This is a genomic window from Mesorhizobium sp. M0500 (assembly GCF_040321165.1).
Classification (GTDB): domain Bacteria; phylum Pseudomonadota; class Alphaproteobacteria; order Rhizobiales; family Rhizobiaceae; genus Mesorhizobium.
On record NZ_JAMYRB010000017.1, the window covers coordinates 48,376 to 72,131 of the forward strand.

Annotated in this window: 21 protein-coding genes and 3 pseudogenes; 8 read left to right on the forward strand and 16 right to left on the reverse strand. The window is 59.1% G+C overall.

Annotation, left to right across the window (positions count from 1 at the left end):
• Positions 1 to 77: 77 nt before the first annotated feature.
• Complete coding sequence (locus NKI70_RS24475; protein ID WP_023721434.1) at positions 78 to 290, reverse strand: cold-shock protein; 213 nt, start codon at positions 288 to 290, stop codon at positions 78 to 80.
• 130 nt (positions 291 to 420) lie between these two features.
• Between NKI70_RS24475 and NKI70_RS24480 the strand changes: the two are divergent.
• From NKI70_RS24480 to NKI70_RS24495, 4 genes and pseudogenes are all read left to right on the forward strand, one after another.
• Positions 421 to 897: pseudogene (locus tag NKI70_RS24480) on the forward strand (IS110 family transposase); the annotation flags it as partial.
• A 253-nt stretch (positions 898 to 1,150) separates the two neighbouring features.
• Positions 1,151 to 1,399: a hypothetical protein gene (locus NKI70_RS24485; RefSeq protein WP_352724988.1), complete on the forward strand. Its 249-nt coding sequence runs from the start codon at positions 1,151 to 1,153 to the stop codon at positions 1,397 to 1,399.
• A 1,405-nt stretch (positions 1,400 to 2,804) separates the two neighbouring features.
• Positions 2,805 to 4,169 (forward strand): M16 family metallopeptidase, encoded by a 1,365-nt coding sequence (locus NKI70_RS24490; RefSeq protein WP_352725033.1) that lies wholly within the window; start codon positions 2,805 to 2,807, stop codon positions 4,167 to 4,169.
• Positions 4,170 to 4,677: 508 nt separating this feature from the next.
• Positions 4,678 to 6,135, forward strand: coding sequence for an NAD-dependent succinate-semialdehyde dehydrogenase (locus NKI70_RS24495; protein WP_502898930.1), 1,458 nt, complete (start codon positions 4,678 to 4,680; stop codon positions 6,133 to 6,135).
• A gap of 371 nt (positions 6,136 to 6,506) precedes the next feature.
• Here the strand turns inward: NKI70_RS24495 and NKI70_RS24500 are convergent, their stop codons facing one another.
• The 6 genes and pseudogenes from NKI70_RS24500 to NKI70_RS34010 all read right to left on the reverse strand — a co-directional run bounded on the left by NKI70_RS24500 (position 6,507) and on the right by NKI70_RS34010 (position 12,601).
• Positions 6,507 to 6,659, reverse strand: a complete 153-nt coding sequence (locus NKI70_RS24500) for a hypothetical protein (RefSeq protein WP_023721441.1) — start codon at positions 6,657 to 6,659, stop codon at positions 6,507 to 6,509.
• Positions 6,660 to 6,964: 305 nt separating this feature from the next.
• Positions 6,965 to 8,674 carry a class I tRNA ligase family protein gene (locus NKI70_RS24505; RefSeq protein WP_352724990.1) on the reverse strand — a complete coding sequence of 570 codons (1,710 nt, stop codon included), beginning with the start codon at positions 8,672 to 8,674 and terminating at the stop codon, positions 6,965 to 6,967.
• Between the two features lie 55 nt (positions 8,675 to 8,729).
• Positions 8,730 to 9,146: pseudogene (locus tag NKI70_RS24510) on the reverse strand (cupin domain-containing protein); the annotation flags it as partial.
• Positions 9,147 to 9,307: 161 nt separating this feature from the next.
• Complete coding sequence (locus NKI70_RS24515; RefSeq protein ID WP_352724991.1) at positions 9,308 to 10,087, reverse strand: phytanoyl-CoA dioxygenase family protein; 780 nt, start codon at positions 10,085 to 10,087, stop codon at positions 9,308 to 9,310.
• Positions 10,088 to 10,588: 501 nt separating this feature from the next.
• A complete protein-coding gene (locus NKI70_RS24520; protein ID WP_502898928.1) occupies positions 10,589 to 11,851 on the reverse strand; it encodes a lysine N(6)-hydroxylase/L-ornithine N(5)-oxygenase family protein in 1,263 nt (420 codons plus the stop codon).
• A gap of 291 nt (positions 11,852 to 12,142) precedes the next feature.
• Complete coding sequence (locus tag NKI70_RS34010) at positions 12,143 to 12,601, reverse strand: hypothetical protein (protein ID WP_502898929.1); 459 nt, start codon at positions 12,599 to 12,601, stop codon at positions 12,143 to 12,145.
• 419 nt (positions 12,602 to 13,020) lie between these two features.
• Here NKI70_RS34010 and NKI70_RS24530 point away from each other — a divergent pair, with 419 nt between their 5' ends.
• The 3 genes from NKI70_RS24530 (at position 13,021) to NKI70_RS24540 (ending at position 16,106) form a co-directional block, all read left to right on the forward strand.
• Complete coding sequence (locus NKI70_RS24530) at positions 13,021 to 13,275, forward strand: hypothetical protein (RefSeq protein WP_352724993.1); 255 nt, start codon at positions 13,021 to 13,023, stop codon at positions 13,273 to 13,275.
• Positions 13,276 to 13,542: 267 nt separating this feature from the next.
• Positions 13,543 to 14,178 carry an OmpW/AlkL family protein gene (locus NKI70_RS24535; RefSeq protein WP_352725034.1) on the forward strand — a complete coding sequence of 212 codons (636 nt, stop codon included), beginning with the start codon at positions 13,543 to 13,545 and terminating at the stop codon, positions 14,176 to 14,178.
• A gap of 1,130 nt (positions 14,179 to 15,308) precedes the next feature.
• Positions 15,309 to 16,106: a 4'-phosphopantetheinyl transferase family protein gene (locus tag NKI70_RS24540; RefSeq protein WP_352724994.1), complete on the forward strand. Its 798-nt coding sequence runs from the start codon at positions 15,309 to 15,311 to the stop codon at positions 16,104 to 16,106.
• Positions 16,107 to 16,436: 330 nt separating this feature from the next.
• Here NKI70_RS24540 and NKI70_RS24545 read toward each other — a convergent pair whose 3' ends face one another.
• From NKI70_RS24545 to NKI70_RS24555, 3 genes and pseudogenes are all read right to left on the reverse strand, one after another.
• Complete coding sequence (locus tag NKI70_RS24545) at positions 16,437 to 16,580, reverse strand: hypothetical protein (protein ID WP_352724995.1); 144 nt, start codon at positions 16,578 to 16,580, stop codon at positions 16,437 to 16,439.
• Positions 16,581 to 17,458: 878 nt separating this feature from the next.
• Positions 17,459 to 17,821 (reverse strand): annotated as a pseudogene (locus tag NKI70_RS24550) (IS110 family transposase); the annotation flags it as partial.
• A gap of 301 nt (positions 17,822 to 18,122) precedes the next feature.
• Positions 18,123 to 18,368: a helix-turn-helix domain-containing protein gene (locus tag NKI70_RS24555; RefSeq protein ID WP_352724996.1), complete on the reverse strand. Its 246-nt coding sequence runs from the start codon at positions 18,366 to 18,368 to the stop codon at positions 18,123 to 18,125.
• Between the two features lie 115 nt (positions 18,369 to 18,483).
• Here NKI70_RS24555 and NKI70_RS24560 point away from each other — a divergent pair, with 115 nt between their 5' ends.
• Entirely contained in the window at positions 18,484 to 18,792 is a 309-nt protein-coding gene (locus NKI70_RS24560) for a DNA -binding domain-containing protein (RefSeq protein ID WP_352724997.1), read from the forward strand.
• Here NKI70_RS24560 and NKI70_RS24565 read toward each other — a convergent pair.
• From NKI70_RS24565 to NKI70_RS24590, 6 genes are all read right to left on the reverse strand, one after another.
• On the reverse strand, positions 18,771 to 19,265 hold the full coding sequence (locus NKI70_RS24565; protein WP_352724998.1) for a DUF2285 domain-containing protein: 495 nt from the start codon (positions 19,263 to 19,265) through the stop codon (positions 18,771 to 18,773). The two genes, NKI70_RS24560 and NKI70_RS24565, sit on opposite strands and share 22 nt — an antisense overlap.
• Positions 19,266 to 19,323: 58 nt before the next feature.
• Positions 19,324 to 19,581 (reverse strand): transcriptional regulator domain-containing protein, encoded by a 258-nt coding sequence (locus tag NKI70_RS24570; RefSeq protein ID WP_352724999.1) that lies wholly within the window; start codon positions 19,579 to 19,581, stop codon positions 19,324 to 19,326.
• A 34-nt stretch (positions 19,582 to 19,615) separates the two neighbouring features.
• Complete coding sequence (locus NKI70_RS24575; RefSeq protein WP_352725000.1) at positions 19,616 to 20,242, reverse strand: acyl-homoserine-lactone synthase; 627 nt, start codon at positions 20,240 to 20,242, stop codon at positions 19,616 to 19,618.
• Positions 20,243 to 20,333: 91 nt separating this feature from the next.
• A complete protein-coding gene (locus tag NKI70_RS24580) occupies positions 20,334 to 21,062 on the reverse strand; it encodes a LuxR family transcriptional regulator (RefSeq protein ID WP_352572107.1) in 729 nt (242 codons plus the stop codon).
• Positions 21,063 to 21,614: 552 nt separating this feature from the next.
• Entirely contained in the window at positions 21,615 to 23,021 is a 1,407-nt protein-coding gene (locus NKI70_RS24585; protein ID WP_352725001.1) for an aminotransferase, read from the reverse strand.
• A 166-nt stretch (positions 23,022 to 23,187) separates the two neighbouring features.
• Positions 23,188 to 23,685 carry an Lrp/AsnC family transcriptional regulator gene (locus NKI70_RS24590; RefSeq protein WP_352725002.1) on the reverse strand — a complete coding sequence of 166 codons (498 nt, stop codon included), beginning with the start codon at positions 23,683 to 23,685 and terminating at the stop codon, positions 23,188 to 23,190.
• Positions 23,686 to 23,756 lie beyond the last annotated feature (71 nt).

The following is a 23,756-nucleotide window of genomic DNA, read 5'->3' on the forward strand; positions in this document are numbered from 1 at the left end:
TTGCTCGCTCTTGTCGAGCGGCCGTGAGTCCCCTCGTGACGTACCGCGCCCACTCTTGCCAGGACGCAAGAGTAAATTCAGCCAACTTTGCTGAGACTGCCAGCGGAGGATTTGCCAGTGCGGCGGTCCTGTTCAATCTCATACTTGATCTTCTGGCCGTCAGCGAGGGTCGAGAGGCCCGCGCGTTCGACAGCGGAAATGTGGACGAAAACATCCTGACCGCCATCGTCGGGCTGGATAAATCCAAACCCCTTGGTGCTGTTGAACCACTTCACTGTTCCGGTCGCCATATGTGTATTCCTTTGTAACAATTGCAACGTGGGCAGGCCACTTGGCCAGTCCGATTCATAGCCGAGACTTAGGGGCAGCAAAACGAAAAATTTCAAGGCCCGGCTTGATTGGTCGGCGGCAACTGGCGCACTCCATCGCGACCGCCTACAGCCAGCAGGCTCTGGCACGGCCCAAAGTTATGTCGTGGACCCGGCATCCATTGCCACATCGCGTCGCCGCCGGCGGGCCAAGACCGACAGGATTGATGGGGAAGCACTGGTTCGAGCGTTGTTGGCCTACAACCGCGGCGAGCCTCGGGTTTGCGCGATGTTGCGAGTGCCAACGCCGGAGGAGGAAGACCGTCGCCGGTTGGTGCGGGAGCGGAAGGCGCTGACGAACGAGCGGATCAGGCACGTCAACAGGATAAAGGGCCTTTTGTTCAGCCAAGGTGTGTCCGGATACGAACCGTTGAAAGGCGATCGACGCAAATGCCTCGACGCGCTCATTACCGGAGATGGGCGTCCACTGCCGCCAGCGCTCATGGCGCAGATCAGCCGCGAGCTTGATCGCATCGAGTTGCTGATCCCAATCTCCAGGCCGATCAGGCCTGGCAGATCCTCGGTAGACGAACCGACGAAACTCATGGCCTCAAACAGCCGCCGTTGAAGAATGGTTTCGTCTCTTGGGTCCGAATCCGCCGCAAGCGGGATCATGGAACAGGTGCATGCGCCCTGACCGAATATAAGGTGGACTGGGTTCGTTCGCGAACCGCGTCACGCAAACGGACCCATCGAATGGATCTGCGGATTGCCCGGAGGTACATGACAATGTCGACGTGACGCCGTTTGTGGTTGACCATCCCCATATAAGGAGTTTCGCATTGGATTGTTTCAAGACGATCGAGGGTCTAATCGATGCGGCCAGCGCGGATGCGATCGATAAGGCGCGCGTTTTGCTGGATCAGTTCAAGGGTAAGTCAGAAACAATCGCCCAAGCGATCGACGACTTCCTGCTTGATTTGATGACCTTTCTGTTTGTGGTAGAAGCTAGCCACGAGCGGTTCCACAATCCGGCGCGGCGGTTGGCGCGCATCAGAATGAGCAGGATCAGGCTATTGTTGACTGGATAGCCTTAAGCTCAGAGGCCGCCCCGATTAGAGAGGCCTTTGCAGCAGGCGCCAGGCCATCTTGCCGCATGAGGCCGGCGGAAGATGCGGACTGCTGAAAATAGACGGTAAGCTGCGATGCCTACCTGCCGCAAGGGCATCGCCGTTTAAACACGCGAACCCGCTATGCGGATCAGTCTGATCGGCCCTATGCCGCGCGCTACATAGGCCGATCCGCACAGCAAAGCGATGACGGCCCAAGACTATTTTGATGTCATCGGATTTCAAGATGGCCACAATCTCAAAAGCCCATTTGACGAACCTGCGATGTTGACGGACCTTACCTGTAATCAGCCTCCGACAACGGGTCTGTTTGAAATCAATGACGGTGGCTTGTAGGCGGCCGGCAAAACTTTTTCGTGACGTTGCTATATTTGCACGTCTCAGTTTGGGATCGCAGATGGCTCTGACAAAGTCCCGTTCTCTTGGAGTCCTGACGCTCGAACGAGGGCTGGCCTCCAGCGACACGCCGTCGCTAGGACCGCCCGGTTCGCTGGTGAATCCGTCAACATTTGACTTTCGGATCATCTGGGAAACTGTGTCCGGCGCTTGGGCGGAATCTGTTTTCTCCTCAAGTTCGACCAAGGCCCCACGCAAACGATCCCTGTCCCGCAGCAACTCATCACGCTCAACGACTTCGGGCAAGCTCATCCGCCAAAAGCGCTCAACGCATCCTTCTTTCTCGCCTGATGTCCTACGATCTTCGTTTCCAGCGCCTCGCGAATATTCCCTAACTGTCGCAGATCCTTGATGAGATCCGTCTTCGCGCGCGAAAAGGCTCCACGCGCTCGAACCCGCCACGCTCCTGTCTCCTCTGCCGTTCAGCCTCGACCCTGGCGTGCCTGTCGAGGACAGCCTTCCGCTGGGGTGACCAACAGCTAAATTCTCACTCACAAGTGCAGCGGCTATTCGAAGCGCATCCTATGCCGCTCCCCCGGCAGCGGGCCCAATCGTCTTCCGAACGAAGGAGATATCGTCCCAAGCCGCGCGCGCGTCGCGTTCGGCCCTGTCCGATGTCCGACAATGTCGAATACGCAACTAGCAGCGCCCGATTTATCGCATGCCTCGAACGGTTTTCTGATCTGGCGCAGTTCATGCCTAGTCATCCGCAAACGCGTCACGCACCAAGGAGAAGTCGCCCCCCATGATCAAATCACCAAGAAATACCGCCGCAGGTCTCCTGGGTCCAACCAAAGACGAGGCTCGAGTAAGGCCTAGCACCATGAAGACGGTTGCTCATCTGGCTCGGCGCTGCCCGCCGATCCTCCCACTGGGGGAGACGAGGACGCAGCGCCTTCATCAAAATGAGGAACAAATCACTTTGCCTCGAACCTTGCCTTTCGACCAGCCACCACAACGGGAGCCATCGATCAAACTTCGGTCCCCCTGGCTGCGCAAGGCATTCATTGCCACCGCGCTGGCCCTGGTGACGACCGCTCCGGCTCCGGCCGCCACCGACGACGGCAAAGTGACGGATTTCCTGCTCGACAACGGCATGGAAGTGGTCGTCATCCCCGATCACCGCGCGCCGATCGTCATTCATATGGTCTGGTACAAGATCGGCAGCGCCGACGAGCCACCGGGCAAATCCGGCATTGCCCATTTCCTCGAGCGTCTGATGTTCAAGGCGACGACCAACCACGCCGCTGGCGAGTTCGACCGAGCCGTCTCAACCATCGGCGGCTCGGACAACGCCTTCACCTCCTACGACTACACCACCTTCCTCGAGACGGTGGTGCCTCAGGCGCTCGGTGAGATGATGGGCTTCGAGGCCGATCGCATGTTCAACCTCATCCTCAACGACGATGATATCAAGACCGAGCGCGACGTGATCCTGGAGGAGCGCCGTTGGCGCAGAGAGACGAACCCGCAGGCTCTGCTGGACGAGGAGGTCAACGCGACGTTGCGGCAGAACCAGCCCTACCGCATTCCGGTCATCGGCTGGATGCAGGAGATGGAAAAGCTGAACGGCACCGACGCATTCACCATCTACAACAAATACTACCGACCGAACAACGCCGTACTGGTGGTGGCCGGCGACGTAGAGCCTGAGACAGTGAAGGCGCTGGCCGAGAAGACCTATGGCAAGGTTGTGCGCGGGCCGGACCTGCCCCCGCGCAACCGCCCGGTCGAGCCGGAGCAGAACACCAGGCGCACAGTGACGCTGACCGATGCGCGCGTTTCCGTGCCGAGCTTTTCCACTCAATGGGTGGTGCCGTCCTATCATACGGCAGAGCCCGGCGAGGCCGAGGCGCTCGACCTGCTGGCAGAGATCCTCGGCGGCGGCAACCGCAGCCGGCTCTATCAGGAGCTTGTCGTCAAGCAAGGCATAGCCTCGGCGGCCGGCGCCTTCTTCCAGGGCACCATGCTAGACGACACCAATTTCACCATCTCCGGCTCGCCGCGCGGCGATGCAAAGCTCGTCGATCTCGAAGCGGCGGCGGTTGCCGAAGTCGCCCGGATCGCCAAGGATGGCGTCACCAGCGACGAGCTGGACAAGGCCAAAGACCGCTATATCCGCTCGGTGATTTTTGCGCACGACGAGCTGGACCACATCGCCAACATTTATGGCAAGACGCTCACCACCGGTGGCAATGTGAAGGACGTGCTCGAGAGGCCGGACCGCGTCCGCAAAGTCACCACCGACGAGGTCAAGGCGGTCGCCGCGCGTTATCTGGTGCTCGACCATTCGACGACAGGCTATCTTTTGCCGCAGCAACAGGCGGGGAATTGATCATGAGCTCCATCGCCATGCAAATGCGCCGGCCGGTCTTCCCTCGGCGCGCCTTCGCCACCCTGTTCCTCTCCATCCTCTTTCTCATCTTGCGGGCGCTCGCCGGGTAAACGGGATCTGTTTAAAACCGCGAGGAGCGGTTTTCGCGGGCCTTGCCAGGCATTTCCCGGTTCAGGCGTTTTTATTGGGGTGCGCTCCTCCTCAGGCCAGCCTCTCTTCGAGTCGATAGAGTCGCGGATTCGTGGTCCGCAGATTGTAGGCGCAGGCCACCAGCATCCACTCCGCGCGGCTGGCGAAGCCGGTGTCCCTTGTTCAATCGTTCGACTAGTAGAACCGCGAGGCATCTTCTAGCGTATTCAGGTATTCTCCCTTTCCAGTTGGGTACCGTGGTCTTCCAGCTGTCTGGCCGAGGCCCTATAAGGAACCCGGACGTCGCGGAGTACACACCGCACCTGCTGTATTGCCTGCTGCGTTGAGGAGGAATCCGGTATTGCCCCTGTGCCTGCCGATGATCCGTCACCTGAGATCCCCTGACCTGTTTGGACCCATTGATCGCCTGCCGGCACTTGGCACGCGGACTAGCGAGCGGACATTCGAGGTCCTCAACCCGTCGACTGGCGAAGTGCTGGCAGAACTACCCGACATGGGTGTCGAGGAGACATGCGCTGCGATCGACAAGGCCTATGTCGCTCAGCCTGGATGGGCAGGGTTGACCGCACGTGAGCGCAGCGACGTTCTATGGCGATGGCATCAGTTGATCATCGACCACGCCGACGATCTCGCCGAGATTCTCACAGCGGAGATGGGCAAGCCGCTTGCAGAAGCCAAGTCGGAGATATCGCATGCTGCGGCGTATCTGCAATGGTACGCCGAGGAGGCCAATCGCGTCTATGGCGAGACGATCTCCGCACCATCGATGGACCGCCGAATGCTGGTAATCAAGCAGCCCATCGGAGTTGTTGGCACGATAACGCCATGGAATTTCCCGGCCTCGATGGTGGCGCGCAAAATCTCGCCAGCCTTGGCGGCGGGCTGCACGATCGTCCTCAAGCCCGCTGAACAGACGCCGCTCGTGGCGGGAGCAATGTTCGCCCTCGCCCATCAGGCTGGCTTTCCCGAAGGCGTCGTCAACCTGATCTATGCGTCCGAAGGTGACGCGGTCGGCCGCGAACTTTGTACCAATCCCAAGGTCCGCAAGATCAGCTTCACCGGGTCGACTGAGATCGGGCGCCTTCTCATGCGCCAGTGCTCGGACCAGATCAAAAAAGTCAGCCTTGAGCTCGGCGGCAATGCACCTTTCATCGTCTTCGATGATGCCGATATCGATGCCGCGGTTGACGGTGCGATCCAGGGGAAGTTCCGCAATGCCGGCCAGACCTGCGTTTCGGCGAACCGCCTTTACGTCCAGTCGGGCGTTCACGACGAGTTCGTCGAGAAATTCGTGCAACGGGCTCGCCAACTTCAAGTTGGTGACGGTTTCGCTCCCGGAGTGGACATCGGACCGCTCATCGACAAGCACGCTTTGGCCAAGATCGAATCCCATATTGCCGATGCCGTCGCCAAAGGCGGCGCAATTCGATGCGGGGGCAAACGCATCGGCACGAATGGCACCTTTTTCCAACCGACAGTCCTGACCGGTGTCTCCAGCGAGATGACCGTCACGCAAGAAGAGACATTCGGGCCGCTGGCACCGATTATTCGCTTCAAAGATGCGGATCAGGTCGTGCGTGAGGCCAACGACACGATCTACGGCCTCGCGGCCTACTTTTATGCCTCCAACCTGAAGCGTGTCTGGCGTGTGGCCGAGGCCTTGGAATATGGAATGGTCGGGGTAAATACCGGCCGGATGTCTTCAGAAGCGGCGCCGTTCGGTGGGATAAAACAATCCGGCATCGGGCGGGAGGGATCCCGCCATGGCCTCGAGGACTACCTCGAAATGAAATATCTCTGCATGGGCGGCATCTGAATTTTCGGCTTGCAGGGTTCACAGACCGGGTAACCTAGCGAGCGATCTCCAAATATGTGAATTGTAGGATCGCTCCTCGATTGGGAACTGAGGGGCGGCTCCGTACCCGAGCAAACACGCAATCGTGAAGGAGCACCCTGGCTGGACTTATCTCTCGACGAGACAAGCGCCTGAATTGTCGGCGAAGACGGCGTGCATGTGACGGAGGATACGCTTGCGAGGGATTTGGCGGCCCTCGCCGACTATCTTCAGGCGACGGGCTGTCGTTGCGCGGGTATGGTTGGAAGCTTGTGCACCATCGCGATCGTGAACGCTGGGTGCGCAATATCCGGTTTCTGGGGCAGAATTTTGAACCTGCTACCTTCCGATTGTCAGTAGCTCAGTTGTTCTTCGGCCGACTGCCGCGCCAGTACAGGCTCGGACAGAATCGAAGATACCATCAGGCAGGCATTCGCATTCGACATTTCCGGTGATCGGCGCACGATCCAGGGCGCGCCAGGTTGACCAAGCGCCTCGAACCGCATGACAGTCTTGACCGGCTGGAGGACGGAAATCCCGCGATGCCGAAGAGGTTGGTCAGCGCAGTCGAGCCCACACGGCATTTGCGGCACGAAACAGCAAGGGCTGGGAAGCGATCGGCCGAGCGGTCCTCGAAGGGGCGGGCCAGGGTGTCCACGATGCGTTGGTTCAGCTCCGCCAATCTCGTCTCTACCGTCTGATAGCGGCTTCGGTCGCCAGTGACAGCGAGTAAAGATATTTGGCATCATTGGCTTTGATTGCCGCGCAGATCTGGTCGAGATTGGGATAGCTCACTGGTGCACCTTTGGGCTCATAGTGCTTCCTCCTCATCGAGATGAGGATTGCCGGATTTGGCGTAGAACACCAACACGGGTCCGAGATCAAAGCGCGTCCCGGGCGCAAGGCGCTGGACGGACCGGGGCCATGTTTCGGTTGAGACCCCATCGATGCCTCGCGCCAGCGTTCTGGCGAATCGGGGCATCAGCGGAGCGAGTGTCGGTGCCAGGATCGCAGCGGCCGTCGTCTGAAGGGCTAGCGAAGTCCGATTGAGGGCGGGATAGAAACGTCGCGCCGCCGCATAGTGTCGCGCCCGACGGTAGATCACGCTATCGCGCACGAAATCGCAGACCTGAGCGGCCGCGCGCCGGACCGAGAAGCCTTCGTCCGAATAGGCGCGCTCCATCGCCGCGCGATAGATCTCTATCCGAGCAAAGAAGGCGCGGTCGACCGGGCTCCAGTCGCCTGCATCGGGTACACGGCCGGCAAAATCCTGCTTGATCTCCTGGTTCAACGCATCAAGCCAGTTCAGCCAAATCCCTTGGAACACCTCGTTCTCGGTGCGGCGCAGCGCGTCCAGCGTGAAATCCGTCCGCTCACCTTCCGGGCGTGTCAGGCCCAAATGGAGGCGCACGACGTCGACTGTCTTTGGGCTCAGAACCTCCTTGCCCCAGACCGCATGGCGGCAGCTGGTTGAGAACTTCTTGCCGTCGAGCAGGTAGAACTCGTTGACGTGATAGTGGATGCGTGGCGTCCAGTGGGAGAAGACCTCGGCGTAAAGAGCGGGGTAGAGTAGCGCGTGGTAGAACGAATTGTCGAAGCCGAAGAAATGGACAATCTGCCAGTCGTTGCCGGGCATCTCCGCCTTCCAGTCGCGACCCAGCAAGCGGCCGAGCGCCTGGATGTTGTAAAGAAAACCGAAGGCCATTTCCGGCCAGACCCAGATCACTTGCCCCGGGAACCCTTCGGCCGGCAGGCCCCAGTCCGAGGGGTGGGTAATGGGCACTGAAAAGTTGCCGCGTCGGCGTAGGCGCGCGAAGACATCCAAGATCCGTAGCGGGACGCCCGACGCCCTTAGATGCCGGTCGATATTGTCGTAGCATCGGTCCAAGGCAAGTTCCGGGCGGCGGACGGAGCCGACCAGCGGCGCCTCGGCAGACTGCCGTGACCGGGCTGCACCCAAGTCGTGGCAAAGGTTTGGGGCGCCGCATTCCTCGCAGATGTTGCCACCGGCGGAGCCGCCGCAATCGGGGCAGAGGCCGCTAACATCCGGCTCGTAAAGATAGTGGCCTGTCACAGCATCGAAAAGCGCAGGGCTCTGGCGCAGATCTACCGCCGTGCTGCTCAGAAGACTGCGGAAACAGGCGGCTTGAAACTCGCAATAACCGTCATCGCCCGTCGTGAGTTGGAAGCTGTGGACCTCACAATCGAAAAGTGCAAGCGTGGCGCGAATCTCGTCGGCGTAGTAGTGCGCCACGTTTGCAGGCGTCGATTGATCGGCATCGGCGCGTGTCGTGACGTAGCTCTGGTTGTCATCGCTTCCAGTGAGGTGATATGCTTCGACTCCTTTCATGCGCAGGAAACGAGTATAGACGTCGGCGCCGAAATAGGGGCCAGAAAGATGCCCCAGATGCAGATCGCCATTTGGCGTTGGCGGCGTGGAGAAGACGAAGATCGGCCCGCGTGGAGCCGTGGTCTTTGCAGCGGCATCGTGGGCGGCCTCGCCGTCTCGCCAGTAGAACATCGACGAAATTTAGGTCTTCGTCCCCATGGTTGCGCAGCACATGCGCTTCAAAAGGGTGGAACAGAACGACATCGCCCGCCTCGACCGAGATTTCCCCACGGTCGGTAGTGACCTTGCCCGCGCCAGACAGGACCACGAAGGCCTCGATTTCGTCGTGCCGATGGGGCTCGGATGTGACGCCGGGTCCAACCTTTCCGAATGAAAACCCCGTGCGAGCGCTGCCCGTTCCAAGCGTGGCCGTGTCGATACCGAACGCCCGCGACAGCTCCGTTCGAGAAAACGTGTATTTGCGCATGACAATGAACCTAAGCTGTTCAAGCAGTGGGACCTTCGGCTGCCAACGCAACAGCCTCTTGTGCAAGTTGCGCAGAGAGTCGGCAGCCCAACCCGTTGGCGGCCCCGGCCAGAATAATGCGGCTCTGGGCCGCCAGGCGGGCGACGAGGGGGGCGCCAGTCGGGCTGTAGGCGTCATAGAAGACCGCCCTGCGACCACCTCCACAATCCACGTGCCAAAGCGTCGTAACGGGCTGCGGTCGATGCTCCGCGAGCCCGCAAATCAGAACGCCATACTCTCCGCGCATTTTTGAGCGGTCGATCAGTTTCGTGTGCATGCCTCCGCCTGGCTGCGTGAGCTCAATCGCGATAGAAAATGCCATTTGGGGGCTTGAGTTTGTCGAGATCGGCCACTTTGCCCTCGGGCGGGTTAAGGGCGCGCTTAAGCACGTTATATTCAGCGCGGGTCGGTCCACCGGTTGAAGCACGCTGGAACACCAAGTAGAGTGTCCGCCGCGAACGATTGCTTTTGTTCGGTCGTGAGTAGTGCGGTGCGTAATCGTCGAAGATGAAGATGTCGCCAGCCTTCCATACTACGGGTTCCCAGGAGAACATTTCGGCGACTTGAGGATCGATCACCCCACCGGCATCCATGGGAAACACCCCCTTCTTGTGATTGCCGGGGCTGAAGAAAAGCCCGCCGTTTTCCGGGTCGGAGTCGTCGATGCCTATGGCAACCACCGCATGGACCATCCGGTCGGGGAGTTTGTGTGGAATGTGATAAATGTCCTGATGCGGGAGATAGCCGCCGCTGTCGGGGTAGTGGAAAATCAGCAACTCCTTGAGCCTACGCGAATCTTCGCCGAGCAAATCCTCGACCGCTGACTTTATGCGCTGATCTTCTAAGAGCAAACGACGCAATGGATCATGGAAGTCGAGAAAATTCTCGATCTTGGAGATGATCTTTCGATTGTCCGTCGTCTTCTCGAACCACATGAGCCATTTATCATCGCTGACATCCCAGCGTGACATATCTTCGACAAAAATAGAGATATCTTCCTGAGCCGCTGGAGCGAAGAACCTTTCGAGCCTGACGTATCCGTCTTTCTGCCACTTTTCTCTTTGTGCATCAGTCAACATGCGAAAAGCCTCCTGTTGGAAAGACTGGTTGGTCGGACATCCCAATTGGGCAGTCGCGCGCTGGTCAAGTTGCGGGTCCACGGAGACGGACTCACGTCATGTGGGACGGCGATGCTAAGTGCGTTCCGCTCCGGCGAATATTGTCCGCAGAAGATCGGCGCGAGACCTATGTCAGGCTCAGCCGGGTCCCGGGGTTCCGTAAGCTGGGCCGGATCAATCGCTTCACCCGGTCCAGCCATGACACGCATCGCTAAAGGCCGGCACCATCCGCTGACCGCCGACCCAGCCATGGCCGCCAAGACCACGGCGCTCTTTCGAGTGAGCGACCTGGTACGGTCTTGACAACCGTAGGGGAAATGCACGCCCCCAGAATAATGCGATGCGCCGCTTGGTCCAGGGCTTGTTCGGTCACGATGATTTCGGAGAAGCCTCCGGCCTTCGCCGCAGCGGAGGCGGAAATCATTCCTAGGATGCCACCGCCGATGATCAAAAGTGTACGAGTCATATCCCGCTGCCCATTTCTTCGGCTGCGGGGGCGGGCCAGCTCTCGATCGAGGTATGGCTGATGAAGCCAGGATGCTCGGGGTTCGCGCATGGCGCGCGCCCAAGAAGGCTATCGAGGATGCGGCGCGCGCGCCAGGCCAGCAGGCTTAGGTTCGGATCGGCCAGGCCGCGCTGCCCGAGGCTCGCGTTTTGTACGAAGATGCGTCTGTCAGGCGGTCCGTCCCAGCTCACCGAAAAATCCTCGCGAATAGCTAATTCATTGTCGATCTCCTCCAGCCGGTGCGCGATGGGTTCCAAGAAGTCTGGCATCGCGTTCTCGTAACCGGTGGCCAGGATGACGATGTCAGCCGTGACTTCTTCGACCTCGACCATGCCGTGCTGCAGGGTCAGCCTGTGACCCGCGCCGGCGTTGATGCAGTGCGAGACGGTGCAGCCCGGCCGCAATGTGATGTCGCATCGGTTTGGCTCGAAAAATGCGTGGCGGTACAGCGCCTGATAGATCGCGCGCAACGTGCTTTCCGAAATGCCGTCCGAGGCAAGCACGAAACGCCGCAGGAGCAGCTTACGCTGCGACTCGCTCATCGCCGCGAAACGATCCGAAAAGCAGGGCATGAACAACTCGTTTGTGAACGGGCTGTTGTCCAGAGGCAGATAGTTTTCGCGCTGCGAGACCCAAGTGATCGAGGCAGGCCGCCGTTCTTTCGGCAGGCCGACAAGATGCAACATCATCTCGGCTCCCGACTGGCCTCCGCCGACCACGCAGACATGCTTTCTCCGCACCTCAGGGTGGATGTGCAGTAAAACAGATGAGTGGAACAGGTTGCGTCCAATCCAGCCCTGAAACTGAGGCGGGATTTGCGCCTGCTTGCCAATGCCAACCACGACGTTTCTGGCGCCGAGAACCGCGTTATCGGTCCGCACCCGAAACGCGCCGTCAAAGCGGAGTTCGTGCACGGTCTCGCCGCCATGGACAAGTGGGTTCCTGTGGAAGGCCCAGTTCAGGTACTGCTCAAACTCAGCTCTGAACACAGCCTCGAACTGTGCGTTCAGGAAGTGGTACAAACGCCCGTGCTCGTGCAGGTAGTTTACGAAGGTGTAGGCTGATCGCGGATCCACCAGCGTGACCAGATCCTTGAAGTGGCTGACCTGGAGCTCCGAGGAATCGAATGCGATGCCTGGATGCCAGCGGAAGTCGACCTGCCGATCCAGGAACAGTGCCCCTTGCCCAACTTGCTCGTGTATCTGACACGCAAGACTCAAATTAGAGGGCCCAGCACCGACTCCAATGCAAGATAGCTCCACTTGCTTTGCTCCTATAGGTTTTTTCCCACTCGGCGGGTTGTTCGCGGCGAATATCGGCCACAGCGATTGGGCTCCCCTCGCGGGCGTTTTCGAGCCCCGGTGCCGACCGGATTTGCGAGAATTGTCCTGCGCGTTCGGGTTGTCGAATGTAGACCCGAGCATTCCAGCGCGGTGACAATCGACGGGTCATACCGGCTAGGTGGGGCACGACGTATGTCCTTTCCGCCCGTCTGGATGCCCGCGTCGCCATCACGCGAGACGCTTTCCAAGCCCATTCAGGTGTTTGAAGCCGGCGCAATCGCCCGCCTCAACCATGGCGCGCCGGCCTTTCGGCGGCTTGATGGCAGGCGAGAGCGCGGTTTTCACTGCGGCGACGGCATTTTCGGTGCGCATGATCGTGGAGGAGGTCTCGCTGATGCGTTCGCAGAACCCCATGCATGGGCCGTGCCAGAGCAGGAAAACTTTATTAACAATGGGATGGCGGATTTGCGATCCTGTCGGAAATCCGACATTGAGGGACGCCTCACGACGGCGCTCGATTTGCACGTCGATGTCGCCTTTTTCCGAATAGCTAATCGGGCACTTTCTGCACCAGAATACTTCTCTTATGGAGACCAGCACGACGTCTTCATGAACGGACGTGCAGAATCTTGTGTCTCTGCCGGACAGATCGCGATGTGCCTCTCCCATCGAGGTCGGCAGTTGCAAGAGCTGCCAGATCCTTCGCCCTATCGTGCCGTTGCACTGGCTCGATCACGACATCCTCGGAGGCCGCGATCATGAAGAGTGACGCAATCTCATGTCCGCGGCGAGGCCTCTCTCAGGGGGAAGCAATTCTCTATGTTGGTGTCGGATCGATGCTCTTGATGAGATGGTTGCGGATGGGCGCATGCCCAGACCTAAGCGCATCAATGCTTTGCGCGATATGGGACCTTCACCAACTGGATTGTCGAATCTCTGTAAAGATAGCCGGAAGACAATTGCGTTATGGCCACTCTGCCGGTTCCAAAAGCACGTGCGCCATTCGGTCCCTGCGACTCAATCCAGGCGGAGGGATGAGGCCGCAAAGCAGCCTTTTGCGCGCCCACCGGTGGGCCAAGATGGAGCCATCGTAACGCAGCTATTCGATGATCGCCGCCGCGGAGTCTTCCGGCTGTGCCGCGCCCGACACCGGCGACGTAGTGGTCGTCGATGGCCCCGTCGCCGATGTCGATCCGAAGCTCGGGCAGTTTCGCGGTGAGCTTCACTGCTTATTCCGCAGTGCCCACCGAGTGGCACAGGAGGTTCTATCAGGCGGTCACGGCTGCGTTCGTTGTCGGATCTTCGACGATGTCGGACATGAGACACAGCGCCATCAGGGTGATCGCATTGTTATGAAATGATTTTCTCATTTGGCACGACACCTGCAGCGCAGTCCGCAAAACGCGCTGCGGCACGGAAAGAGGAGAATCATCCCATGATCATGCGCGCCGAACCTGCGGTCCCAGCCGCGAAGCAAACTGGGCACGAGCGCTCCGCCAATATCAAGCAATTCGAGCAAGATTTTTCGTAATTCAGTCCACATTTCTGAAGCGTAAGGAGAGAATATCATGGCGAGAAACCAAGTGCGCGCGGCGCGGGGAGTAACAGCGGCCGTTGTCCTCATTGTGATGGGACAGCAAGCCGTCGCGGCGGACCTTGCGCAAGCGGCGAGCGTCCCGCAGGCGGGAGCCTCGGTCACGGAAGCGCCAAGCCCTTGGCAGATCCGCCTGCGTGCGTTGGGGGTCGTCACTGAGGATTCGGGCTACGTCAATGCAGTGCCCGGCTCCGATCTTTCGTATTCGAACACCGTGACGCCGGAACTCGATATCTCCTATTTCTTCACGGACAACATCGCCGCCGAGCTCATACTCGGCACCACCTATGCAAACATCGGGGGCCAAGGTACGATCGGCGGGCTGGGCAATATCGGCAAGGTTTGGCTGCTGCCGCCCACGCTCACATTGCAGTATCATTTTACCGATTTAGGCGCGTTCAAGCCCTATTTAGGCGCCGGCGTGAACTACACGATCTTCTATAACCAGGGTGCCGGCAGTGCCGATGCTCTCAAGGTTAAGAATACGTTCGGCACCGCGCTGCAGGTCGGATTCGACTACATGGTGGATCAGCACTGGGGCGTCAACTTCGACGTGAAGAAGCTTTTCCTCAAGCCAGACTTCGACGTCACGGTCGACGGCGCGAAGCTGACGGGGAAGGCTGCGCTCGATCCGTGGTTGATAGGCGCAGGCGTCACCTACCGTTTCTGATACCAAGGCGACGCGGCTTGCTGACAGCCGATCTGAAATCAAGGGCGCCTCGTGCGCCCTTATACCCCTCGAAGGCCGTGACGCTCAGGATAGGTGAGATTGGAGAGATGTGTCTTCACTTCCAGTGCAGCAACACTCAGCGGCCGCACCAACAAGCTCGATCCGATTGGTTTCGGCTCGCCGGTTGATAGTGAAGATTGGCTCAGCACTGATCGGCGATCCAGAAACCGGAGAAATACGCGGTTCTTGGGTTGAGACACTAATAGAGGATGTCGTCCGATTTTTCGCACGCGGGCAGCAGGTGATCATCGTCACATCTGGCTCAAGTCACTCAACTATTTGGACAGATCTCTGAGAGTTGAGGAGAAACAAACGGTCGCCGCTATCGGTCAGGTTCAACTCATGCGTGCCTATGAACAGAGTTTAAACGCCATAGTTTGGCGATTGGCAAATACTATTGACCCGCGAAGATATAGATGATCAGCATCGCCGCCTCAATGCGGTTTCAACCCTTCAACGAGTTCTCAAAGTTGGCGCCGTACCCATTCTCAACGAGAACGACACGACCGCAACGGCGGTCGCACGCACTCGGACATGCCGGCGCCAGGCCAAATCCAGATGCATGGAAGGTTGCTTGTGCGGCGACTTTCCACCGCCCTCTTACGAGCAAGATTGACTGACGGCAGCGCCCGATCCAAGTATGTGCGGCTGCGGGTGGCGCGCATGTTTCAGGGGCTTCGGTTCAAAGTCGTCGTCGCACATCAATGGTCGGCCCACACCTTGAAATCGAGTCATTCCTCGGATGCAAGTTGACCAGTTCGCGGTGAGTTGAGTTTTCCGCCGCGCACACCGAGTTCGCACAGGAACGGACAGGCGGTCACGGTTAGACTCGGTGTCGGATCTTCGACGATGTCGGATGATACAGTGCTATCGGAATGATCGCACTGTTCTGAAAGGATTTTCCTAGCTGGCACGACCCATGCTCGGGCTATCGCTGCGGCACAGACTGAGGAGAAATCATCCATGATCACGCTCGCCGAACATGCGGTCGCCACCGCGAAAACTGAGCTTTCCCGAGCCGAAGGAGAACCTTGCGTTTGTCTACGGCGATGGGGTCTAGGCTGGGCCCTGTGGCGGTGAGCGCGGCCTCCAGCATGCGCGCCTCAACCGCCAGGCACCTTATTGCTCTTTCTGCCCGTTCGCTTGGATTTCTTAAAGACGTGACCTTGCACGACACGGGATACGTCGATGCGGTTCTTGTGCATGGCCGGTTCGATTTCGAGTGCTACACGGAAGATCTGTTTCATAAGCTCGCCTTGGCCTTCCCTCCCAGCTTGTGCACGGCACTACCGTTACGCCGTGCCGAATTTCTGGCCGGTCGCGCGATGGCGGACGCGGCGTTGCAGGCGCTGGGCCAACTTACTACTGAGATTCCCATCGGTCCCGATCGCGCCCCAGTCTGGCCAAAAGGCTCAGTTGGTTCAATCACCCATGCGCGGGGGCATTGCGCCTGTTTCGCCAAAGGCGACCCAGGCTGGCAAGCTGGTGTCGACATCGAGGCAATAGCCAGCGGCCACGCGCTGGAATCGATCCTGAGCATGACGGCTAACCAGCGTGAACGTGCCTTGATTGCACGACAGACGGCGCTCCCTCCAGATCGGCTGGCAACGCTGCTCTTTTCGGCAAAGGAGACACTTTTCAAAGGACTCTACCCGGTGGTGCGGCGCTTTTTTGGGTTCGACTGTGCTGAACTACGGACGCCCCCTGCGAACGGATGCTTGCGGCTGCACCTAACACAAACCCTTTGCAGGGAATTACCTGCGGGCGAATCCTATGACATCCGTTTTAATACCACCGCCGACTGGGTATTGACTTGGCTAGCCGTGCATCGGTTACGAGGCAAGCCTGATTACCCGAGCCGCATGTAAAATATAGCGGTCTGCCCTTTCACAGCAGGTTCCGTCCGGCGGATCCTCGTCCCGCGCTCGTGAGGCGTCAGCTTTTGCAAACTATGTGCGTCGTCAGCGCCTTGCGCTGCTCAGACACACACTCCACTTGCTCGAACATTTCCTTGCCCGGGCGGAAGAGGCTGTCGCGACCGGCCTCGGCTCGAAACGCCCAGATCCTGGTATCGGTCACCGTCCCTCGGCCGAAAAGATGAAGCTGAACTGATGACGGTCGCTGGTCGTGCCATCCTCCGGATCATAGAGTTCCCACGGGCTTGCTATCGAATGCCAGCGCGGTGGATATAGCGCAGATCAGCGCGCGCCGACTGAAGTCCCCTTTCCATCCAGCTTGACGACACGGGACTTGATGACGAGGCGCGGCTGGAAGGCGGCGAAGCGGTCACGCGACGCAAGCTCGCTGCAGACGCCGGCACCGCGCCCGATCCCGGGTGCCATGGAAGGTTCCCTTGCCGCGACTTTCCCAACCACGAGCAAGATTGGCTGACGGCAGCGACCGTGGTATTTCCGCCGGGGGTGACGCGCATTTTTGCGGGGCTTCGGTTCAAAGTCTTCGTCGCGCATCAACGGCCGGCCCCCACAACTTGAACTCGAGTCATTCCTCGAGTTGGCAGCTCGACTGGCCCGCGGAAGTCGGCGCCATATAATCCGTGGTTGTCCGCCATCTGGCGCCTTGGCGGCCCTACAGTTGCTCTCATTGTCAGATCATCGACGATGTCGGGCATGAGACCCAGCGCTCTGATCGGTTGTTCTGAAACGATTTCCCAGTTGGTGCCCCACCCCGCGGACGCGCTGATCGGCATCTCGCTTTCCTCCTTCATCGCCGACGAGGTGCAGTTTTGCCACCCTCTTCGAACCAGGCGACAGGCGCTCCCTGCAGTCATTCTTCTGGAATAACGGGAAGCTCATTTTCTCCTACCTCGTTAACCTCGATCCGCGTTTCGAGATGTTCACCCCCGACCGCCAGGAATGGACGCGCCGAGCGCTGGACACCGTGCCTGCCGAAGGCACAGTTCACCTCGGGTCACTCGATGCGGAACGTCACGAGACCAATGGAGAGGTCCTCATTTCGGCTCAGGACCCGATCACGCCGCGGAAGCTTCTCCTATAGACCTCAATACCGCGGCGCCTCTCGGCGCTCCAGTAATCCTGAAGGGCAACCCGGAGAATTTCGACGCATCCGGGCTGGTGGTGACGTGCCACGAGGCAGTCTCGACCGATGGTGAGATGATCCCCTATACGCAGGTCGGTCCAGCGAACGGGAACGGGGGTGCCCCGGTTCACCTCACCGCCTACGGCGGGTACGCAAGTCGGTCCTGCCCCACTGGGGCCGACACCGGGAGTGGCGCCAGGCGCTGTCTGCACTCCTTGGCCCGATGTAAAGCTATCAATCTGGCGTGGACATCTTTCAGATGTGTTTGCACTGCGCATATTTCTTGAGCATAAGCGCGAACAGCTCCCGCCGCCAATCCGGCAGCGTCCCATCTGCTAAGATACGCTCGAGCAGCGGTTCGATCTGCACATTCTATGGCGGCGATCAGCCCATATTCTGTCGGATAGTTGCGGATCGCATTGGCGAGTGGCGTGCGATTGCGGATCAGCCTGTCGGGCAGGTCGACCAGCAGCAATGCCGGCTGGTTGTCGTCTATCTTGACCGGTATGAAGCGGCGCATGGTCGGTATTCTACGCCCTCGCATGCGCGATCGGGTGCGCCGTCATCTTGATTGAAAAAGACCCGGTCTCTGCGAAAGCCTCAGGCCTGTTTGTCGGGCCGACCGAGTTCCATGTGGCTCACGCCGAGGGCCTGTGCCAACTCGTAATATGTATTCCTCACCGGAGGTCTCAATTGGCCCGCGGGCGGCTGCGTGGAACCGATTTATCGGAGATAGGACAGTGGCGCGACACTCTGAACCGAATGCGCCGATCGCGGACGAGGCCCCTGTTGAGGGCTTTTGTTGAGCAGTCCAAGCGCAACGCCATCTACAGGTCACGAGAGCGGCGCATTTGTGCCAGAAGCTCGCAAGGGTCGATATCGAGAGCCTCGGTAACGTCGAGAAACTCAATTACGTCCAGCCGACGTTCACCACCCTCGTACTTGGCCACGAAGGATTGTGGGCGGCCCAGCATATCAGCAACCTGGGTCTGGGTGACCCCTTTGGTTTTGCGCGCCGCAATCAGCCGTTTTAGCAGCCGGCGCTGGCGAGTTGATCGAAGGGATTTCGGCATCAGACGAACCGGCCAAGAAGCAACCGGCTCACCGACTAATCCCAGTTTCGGATTATCCCATTTTAGGATATTGTGCCGTGCGCGGGCGCGGAATAGGTCTTAGGCGAGACATGAAATGGTAGACAGATTGTTCCAACCTGCTGTTGCCGACGAGGTCCCATGGGCGGAGAGCCTGACCGCTTACGACGATGAACACTTCACGACCTATTTGAAGCTCATAGACGCATGCGCCGACAATGCGAGCGAAGAAGAGATGGCCCAGGCGATATTGGGCATCGATCCAGTGCAAGAGCCAGCGCGCGCCCAAAGGGCGGTTCGCAGCCATCTCGCGCGCGCCCACTGGCTGGTGATAGCGGGGTACAAAGAGCTGTTCTCTGGCCAAAGGCCTGATGGTGACAGTCGTTATAGAAGAAAACGCTTATAACCACCGTTCATGAGCCAGCGCCCGCGTCTGACTGCACGGCGGACGCTGTCGCGAAGATGGTCACCGGGGTCGGCCCAGTCCTGCTCGACGCGGGCTCTGCCGAAGAGGGCAAGGCCGATTTCGCGGTGTGGTGCGCCAGCGATGGAGCCGTCGAGCGCACGCAAGACGCGGCGCAACCGCGAGCAACGGGGCTCGGTCGGAAAGAATCCTGGTTGCAGCCTGCCGGTCCAACAGAGGCTGTTCAGACATTCCAACGCGTTCAGGCGTTGCTTCAGTTCCTTTGGCGACCAGAGGACGGAGGATGTTAATCGCACAGCATCGAGGATGCTGACGCCTGAGGCAGCCAGCTGCAAGCTCCTGCCACTGTCCTCGACAAGGACGTGCTGATGCCCATCCCGCGTGACGAGTATGGAGATGCGGCAGGAGTGCGCGGCGAGATCGAGCACGTCGACCCCGCGCGGCCGCGCCGCCATTTCGGCAGCAACCGGTAAAACATGCGGACATTGCCAGGGGCACCAAAAGACGCTCGCATCAGTTCCTTTCGAGCTTGCAAAACAGAAGGCCCCACCGAGAGAGATCAACAGTGTTCGACGGCAGGCTGATAATGTCCACGGACCGGGCGTTCGTGCGTTCGGCACCGAGCAGCGCGTTCGCCAGATCCTTCTGGAAGTCCGGATTGCGCCTGAGGAATTCCCAGGCCCAGCCTCGGCTGGTCAGCCGCTCGACATAGCCATAGTCACCATCATCTTGCCTGTCCGGCCAGGCAGGGCCAGGTACTATTTCGTCCATTGCATCGTTTCCAAGAAAGGGTTGGATTCCAGGCTCAGGCGATCTTCATGACCGGTGTCCACAGTACCGGGCCCTTGAGCCCGCCATTGCGATGGAGGGCTTCCAAGCTCTCTGTTGAGACGTCGAGATATCCGGCAACAGCGCGCGTGTTGCCTATTGTTTGCGGATCGGACAGCCGTTCGAGTGGCCAGCCGGCGCGACGCAAGATCCGCTCTATGCGCAGATCCGTTACGGTAACGATGCTGCGCAGACCACGCGACAACCCAAACTCGACCATCCCGGCAAACAGCTCGTAGGTGCCAATAGCGATGCCCGCCTGTTTCGGCGCGGAAGGCGGCAGATCAAGCGCAAAACGGCTGCTTTCCCAAACCCGCGGATCTTCCGGCGCCGAACGGTCTGCAAGGAGAGCGCAGAAGCTGTCGCGCAGCATCGTCGGTCCGGTGGTCGGCAACAGGCGCACGCAGCCGTCGATGCACCCGGTGGGCGCACGCAGCAACAGGTAGTGGGGACGAAGCGCGTCGAACGGATCGACCTCATAGCCGCCGCTGAACGAAACGTCCCAATCAAGTCGATCCCTGAAGACGCGATACCGCAAGCGGTGCATCTGCTCGAGCTCGTCGCTGAACTCAGCGTAGCAATCCGGCGTGATCAACTGCATCATGATGGCCTTTCTCCCTCGCATCGATAACACCTGCGATTGAAGGCAAAGGCCGGAGTTGATACAACCTGTGCATGTGCCCAGGTTTCGGAGATCAGGTGAAGAGAGATGGCCTGGATAGTGCAAGCCGAACGGCTGCCTGAATAACCGTCTTCACGCCAAGCTTCTTCCTGGCGTTATCCCGATGATAGGCTGCGGTGTGCCGACTGATTCCCAAGATGCGGCCGATCTCCCACGCCGTCTTTCCGCGAGCCGCCCACTTCAGACACTCGATTTCCCTTCGCGATAGGGCAACGCCATCCACGATCCTGCCGTCGGCCAACTTGCGACAGGCATGAAGATGGAAGAAGACTGCGATGAGCTGCAGCACGCGGTCATATCGGTCAATCAGGCGGAAGAACGGTGGTCGCCTTTCATCCGAGGCGAAGGTCAGTGCTGCAAACGTACCGCTGCTGTCATGGATCGGGATCGTGAAGCCGCAGTGAATGCCAAATTGCGTCGCCTCATCCATCAATTGTCGCTGCTGCGTCGACAGTTCGAGATCAGCACTGTGCGCATCCCAGTTGAATGGTTCCTGACCACCACGCGCCTGATGGATAACCGGGTCAATCTTTTCATACCGACTGTGAAGGTAGTGAGATGTCCAGGATTGAGAGTAGGTGGAAATCAGGCGCACCTTGCGGCCCTTGCCAGGCGAAGGGAAAAGATAGGCAAAAGACGGCAAATCGAGCGAAGAGGCAATCTCCCCCAAAGCGTTGCGCAGGTCCGTCGCGTCAGCGCTGTCTGCGATTTGCTCTACAAATCTATGAAAAACGTCTTGCATAGCTAAACTGCAGTGAGTTCACCCATGGCTTCTGGCCCCACATATCGGAGCCCAGACGGGTCGACCAGAGCGCAGCCATTTAGGGAAAAAGGCCCGGCAGGAGACTGAGCTCCGTGCCGGGCCGGTGCGCCTTGGGAGGGCGATATGTGCTTCGACGACGCTCTTATCGACACCGAGACCTCATTCCAGCGTCATCTCTTAGCAGGTGACAGTTGTCCTCATGGGTTTGCACTTCATTACGATCGAGGTGTCTGTTGCGGGCTGTTGAGACTGTCTCCATGGAGGAGCTCAGCCTCACAGTAGATTGCGGTCTGCGGCCTGTGAGAGCGTCACCTCTACAATTTTTGCAGCAGCCCTACGCCTCGGACGCGAAGGCGGTGCTGTGTTTTCGAGATTGGCGCCGTATTTCGGCATCGGCTCGCACACCCTCCATGCAAGTTGCCTTAAAAGCGAAGAGCGTGGCTTTGCGCGCGCCAGCTCATGCCGCCACAGGGCTGCCGGACGTGAAATCCTGGTCGATCCGGGTGGGTGGCCCTCATCCGTCACGTCAGATCATATCGCGCCCTCCGCCTTCAGCGCGCGATAGGTCGTATCGACTGATTTCGCGGTTGCGTCGACGATGATGTCGATCTCTTTTCGGGTAATGATCAGAGGTGGGGCAAAGCCGAGAATATCGCCGTGCGGCATAGCTCGCCCGATGACACCATTCTCAAACAGAGCAGCGGCGGCGCGCACGCCGACCTGAAGTCCGGGCTCGAATGGCATCCGTTCCTTAGGATCCCGCATCAGTTCCACGGCGGATAGGATGCCGACGCCGCGAACCTCGCCAACAATGGGATGTCGCTCCAGTTCGGCTTTCATGCGGGCTTGCCAATACGGTCCGACGTCCCGAACATGTTCCAGGACATTTCTTTCCTTTAGCAATTTAATGTTGGCAAGCGCGGCCGCCGCGCAAAGCGTGTGACCAGAATATGTCCAGCCATGGCCGAGTGCCCCGTGCTTTTCCGTCCCTTGTTCCAAAACCGACCAGACTCGGTCACCGATAATCGAACCGGAAATAGGCAGGTAGGCGGAACTCAAGCCCTTGGCGATCGTTACGAAATCCGGGCGCATGCCATAGAGGTGGGAACCGAATTTCTCACCGGTTCGCGCGAAGCCGCAGACCACTTCATCGGCAATAAGAAGGATGTCGTACTTGTCAAGCACCCCCTGAATCGCAGCCCAGTATCCCTTTGGGGGTGGAATGATGCCTCCGGTCCCAAGTACCGGCTCTCCAATGAAGGCGGCAACGGTCTCTGGGCCTTCAGCGACGATAAGGGCTTCAAGTTCGTTGGCACAGCGCCTGGAGAACGCCTCCTCATTTTCGCCGTCGCGCGCCTGGCGATAGTAATGTGGCGTCGTCGTATGGCGCACCAAATTCAAAGGCAGGTCGAAGAAATCGTGAAAGAAGGGAAGGCCTGTCAGGCTACCTGTGACCAGCCCGGACCCGTGATATCCGCGATGCCGCGAGATGATCTTCTTCTTTTCAGGGCGACCGAGAATGTTGTTGTAGTACCATATCAGCTTGATGTTGGTCTCGTTGGCGTCGGAACCGGAGAGGCCGAAAAAGACCCTTCGCATGTTTTGACCGAAATATTCGACCACGGCCTCTGCCAAGAGTGCGACTGGCTCAGTTCCTTGGCTCGCATAGACATGGGCGAACGGCAACTCGTGCGCTTGCCGGGCGATGGCCTCGGCAATCTCCGTGCAGCCATATCCCATATTGACGCAGTAAAGCCCTCCGAAACCGTCAAGGCTCTTTCGGCCGTCGGTATCCCAGATGTACACGCCTTCTGCGCCGGCCATGATCCGGTTTGGCGTCTCGCCGCGGCTGTGCTTGGCCAAGTGTGTAGACGGATGAAAGACGAAGCTTCGATCCTTCTCCCGCAGTTGCTCGGTTCCCAGATTGCTCAAACGCATCGTCGCTCTCCTCGCGCATCAGTCGGCTGGGAACACTCGGCCAGCCGCCCGTTGGAAACCAGCATAGTGGCAAACGTATCTCGGGTTTCGCGGGAATGCACACTTTTAGCCGACGAATTCACGGAATCGGCACCAATCGCCGTGAAAACCAAGGCTTCGGGAGAGTTTACCGCTGCCTCAGGGCGGACAGAGGAATCGGTGAGTTGGATTTCACTGGTTTCGTCACGACAAGGCTGTAATATTGCTCGATACCCAAGCCTGCCTGCAGCAATTCCTCCATGAAATCCTGATACGCAGCCATGGAAGGAGATGAAACGCGCATCAGATAGTCGATCCGCCCTCCGATAGCCCAGCAGTCGAGGATTTCCGGAATCTGTTGGATCGCAGTCTCGAAGTGCCGTTGGTCCTCGAGACGATGGCGATCCAGAACCACCTCGACCATTATAGAGATGATGCCCCCCATGAGGACTGGACTTAGTCGCGCGTAGAACCCCTCAATGATCCCTGCGGCTTGGAGCACGCGGAGCCGCTCCGAACAGGCCGACGCCGAAAGGTGAACACGCTTTGCGAGCTCGCTTTTCGAAATCCGACCGTCTGACTGGATCTCTGAGAGAATCCGGACATCCCAAGCGTCTAGTCGCACAGGATCGGGTTTCGACTTCATGACCTTTGCTCTCAAGCGCTAGTCGCAGCGCAGTTAGTGCCAACTTCCATCATCAATCGAAGCGAGCGAAA

Excerpts from the sequence above, each read along its gene's own strand:
- NKI70_RS24475 (WP_023721434.1), bottom strand. The coding sequence starts at position 290 with ATGGCGACCGGAACAGTGAAGTGGTTCAACAGCACCAAGGGGTTTGGA.
- NKI70_RS24495 (WP_502898930.1), top strand. The coding sequence starts at position 4,678 with ATGATCCGTCACCTGAGATCCCCTGACCTGTTTGGACCCATTGATCGC.
- NKI70_RS24500 (WP_023721441.1), bottom strand. The coding sequence starts at position 6,659 with ATGCGGTTCGAGGCGCTTGGTCAACCTGGCGCGCCCTGGATCGTGCGC.
- NKI70_RS24505 (WP_352724990.1), bottom strand. The coding sequence starts at position 8,674 with ATGTTCTACTGGCGAGACGGCGAGGCCGCCCACGATGCCGCTGCAAAG.
- NKI70_RS24515 (WP_352724991.1), bottom strand. The coding sequence starts at position 10,087 with ATGTTGACTGATGCACAAAGAGAAAAGTGGCAGAAAGACGGATACGTC.
- NKI70_RS24530 (WP_352724993.1), top strand. The coding sequence starts at position 13,021 with ATGATCGCCGCCGCGGAGTCTTCCGGCTGTGCCGCGCCCGACACCGGC.
- NKI70_RS24535 (WP_352725034.1), top strand. The coding sequence starts at position 13,543 with ATGGGACAGCAAGCCGTCGCGGCGGACCTTGCGCAAGCGGCGAGCGTC.
- NKI70_RS24545 (WP_352724995.1), bottom strand. The coding sequence starts at position 16,580 with ATGGCACCCGGGATCGGGCGCGGTGCCGGCGTCTGCAGCGAGCTTGCG.
- NKI70_RS24555 (WP_352724996.1), bottom strand. The coding sequence starts at position 18,368 with ATGCCGAAATCCCTTCGATCAACTCGCCAGCGCCGGCTGCTAAAACGG.
- NKI70_RS24560 (WP_352724997.1), top strand. The coding sequence starts at position 18,484 with ATGGTAGACAGATTGTTCCAACCTGCTGTTGCCGACGAGGTCCCATGG.
- NKI70_RS24565 (WP_352724998.1), bottom strand. The coding sequence starts at position 19,265 with ATGGCGGCGCGGCCGCGCGGGGTCGACGTGCTCGATCTCGCCGCGCAC.
- NKI70_RS24570 (WP_352724999.1), bottom strand. The coding sequence starts at position 19,581 with ATGGACGAAATAGTACCTGGCCCTGCCTGGCCGGACAGGCAAGATGAT.
- NKI70_RS24575 (WP_352725000.1), bottom strand. The coding sequence starts at position 20,242 with ATGATGCAGTTGATCACGCCGGATTGCTACGCTGAGTTCAGCGACGAG.
- NKI70_RS24580 (WP_352572107.1), bottom strand. The coding sequence starts at position 21,062 with ATGCAAGACGTTTTTCATAGATTTGTAGAGCAAATCGCAGACAGCGCT.
- NKI70_RS24585 (WP_352725001.1), bottom strand. The coding sequence starts at position 23,021 with ATGCGTTTGAGCAATCTGGGAACCGAGCAACTGCGGGAGAAGGATCGA.
- NKI70_RS24590 (WP_352725002.1), bottom strand. The coding sequence starts at position 23,685 with ATGAAGTCGAAACCCGATCCTGTGCGACTAGACGCTTGGGATGTCCGG.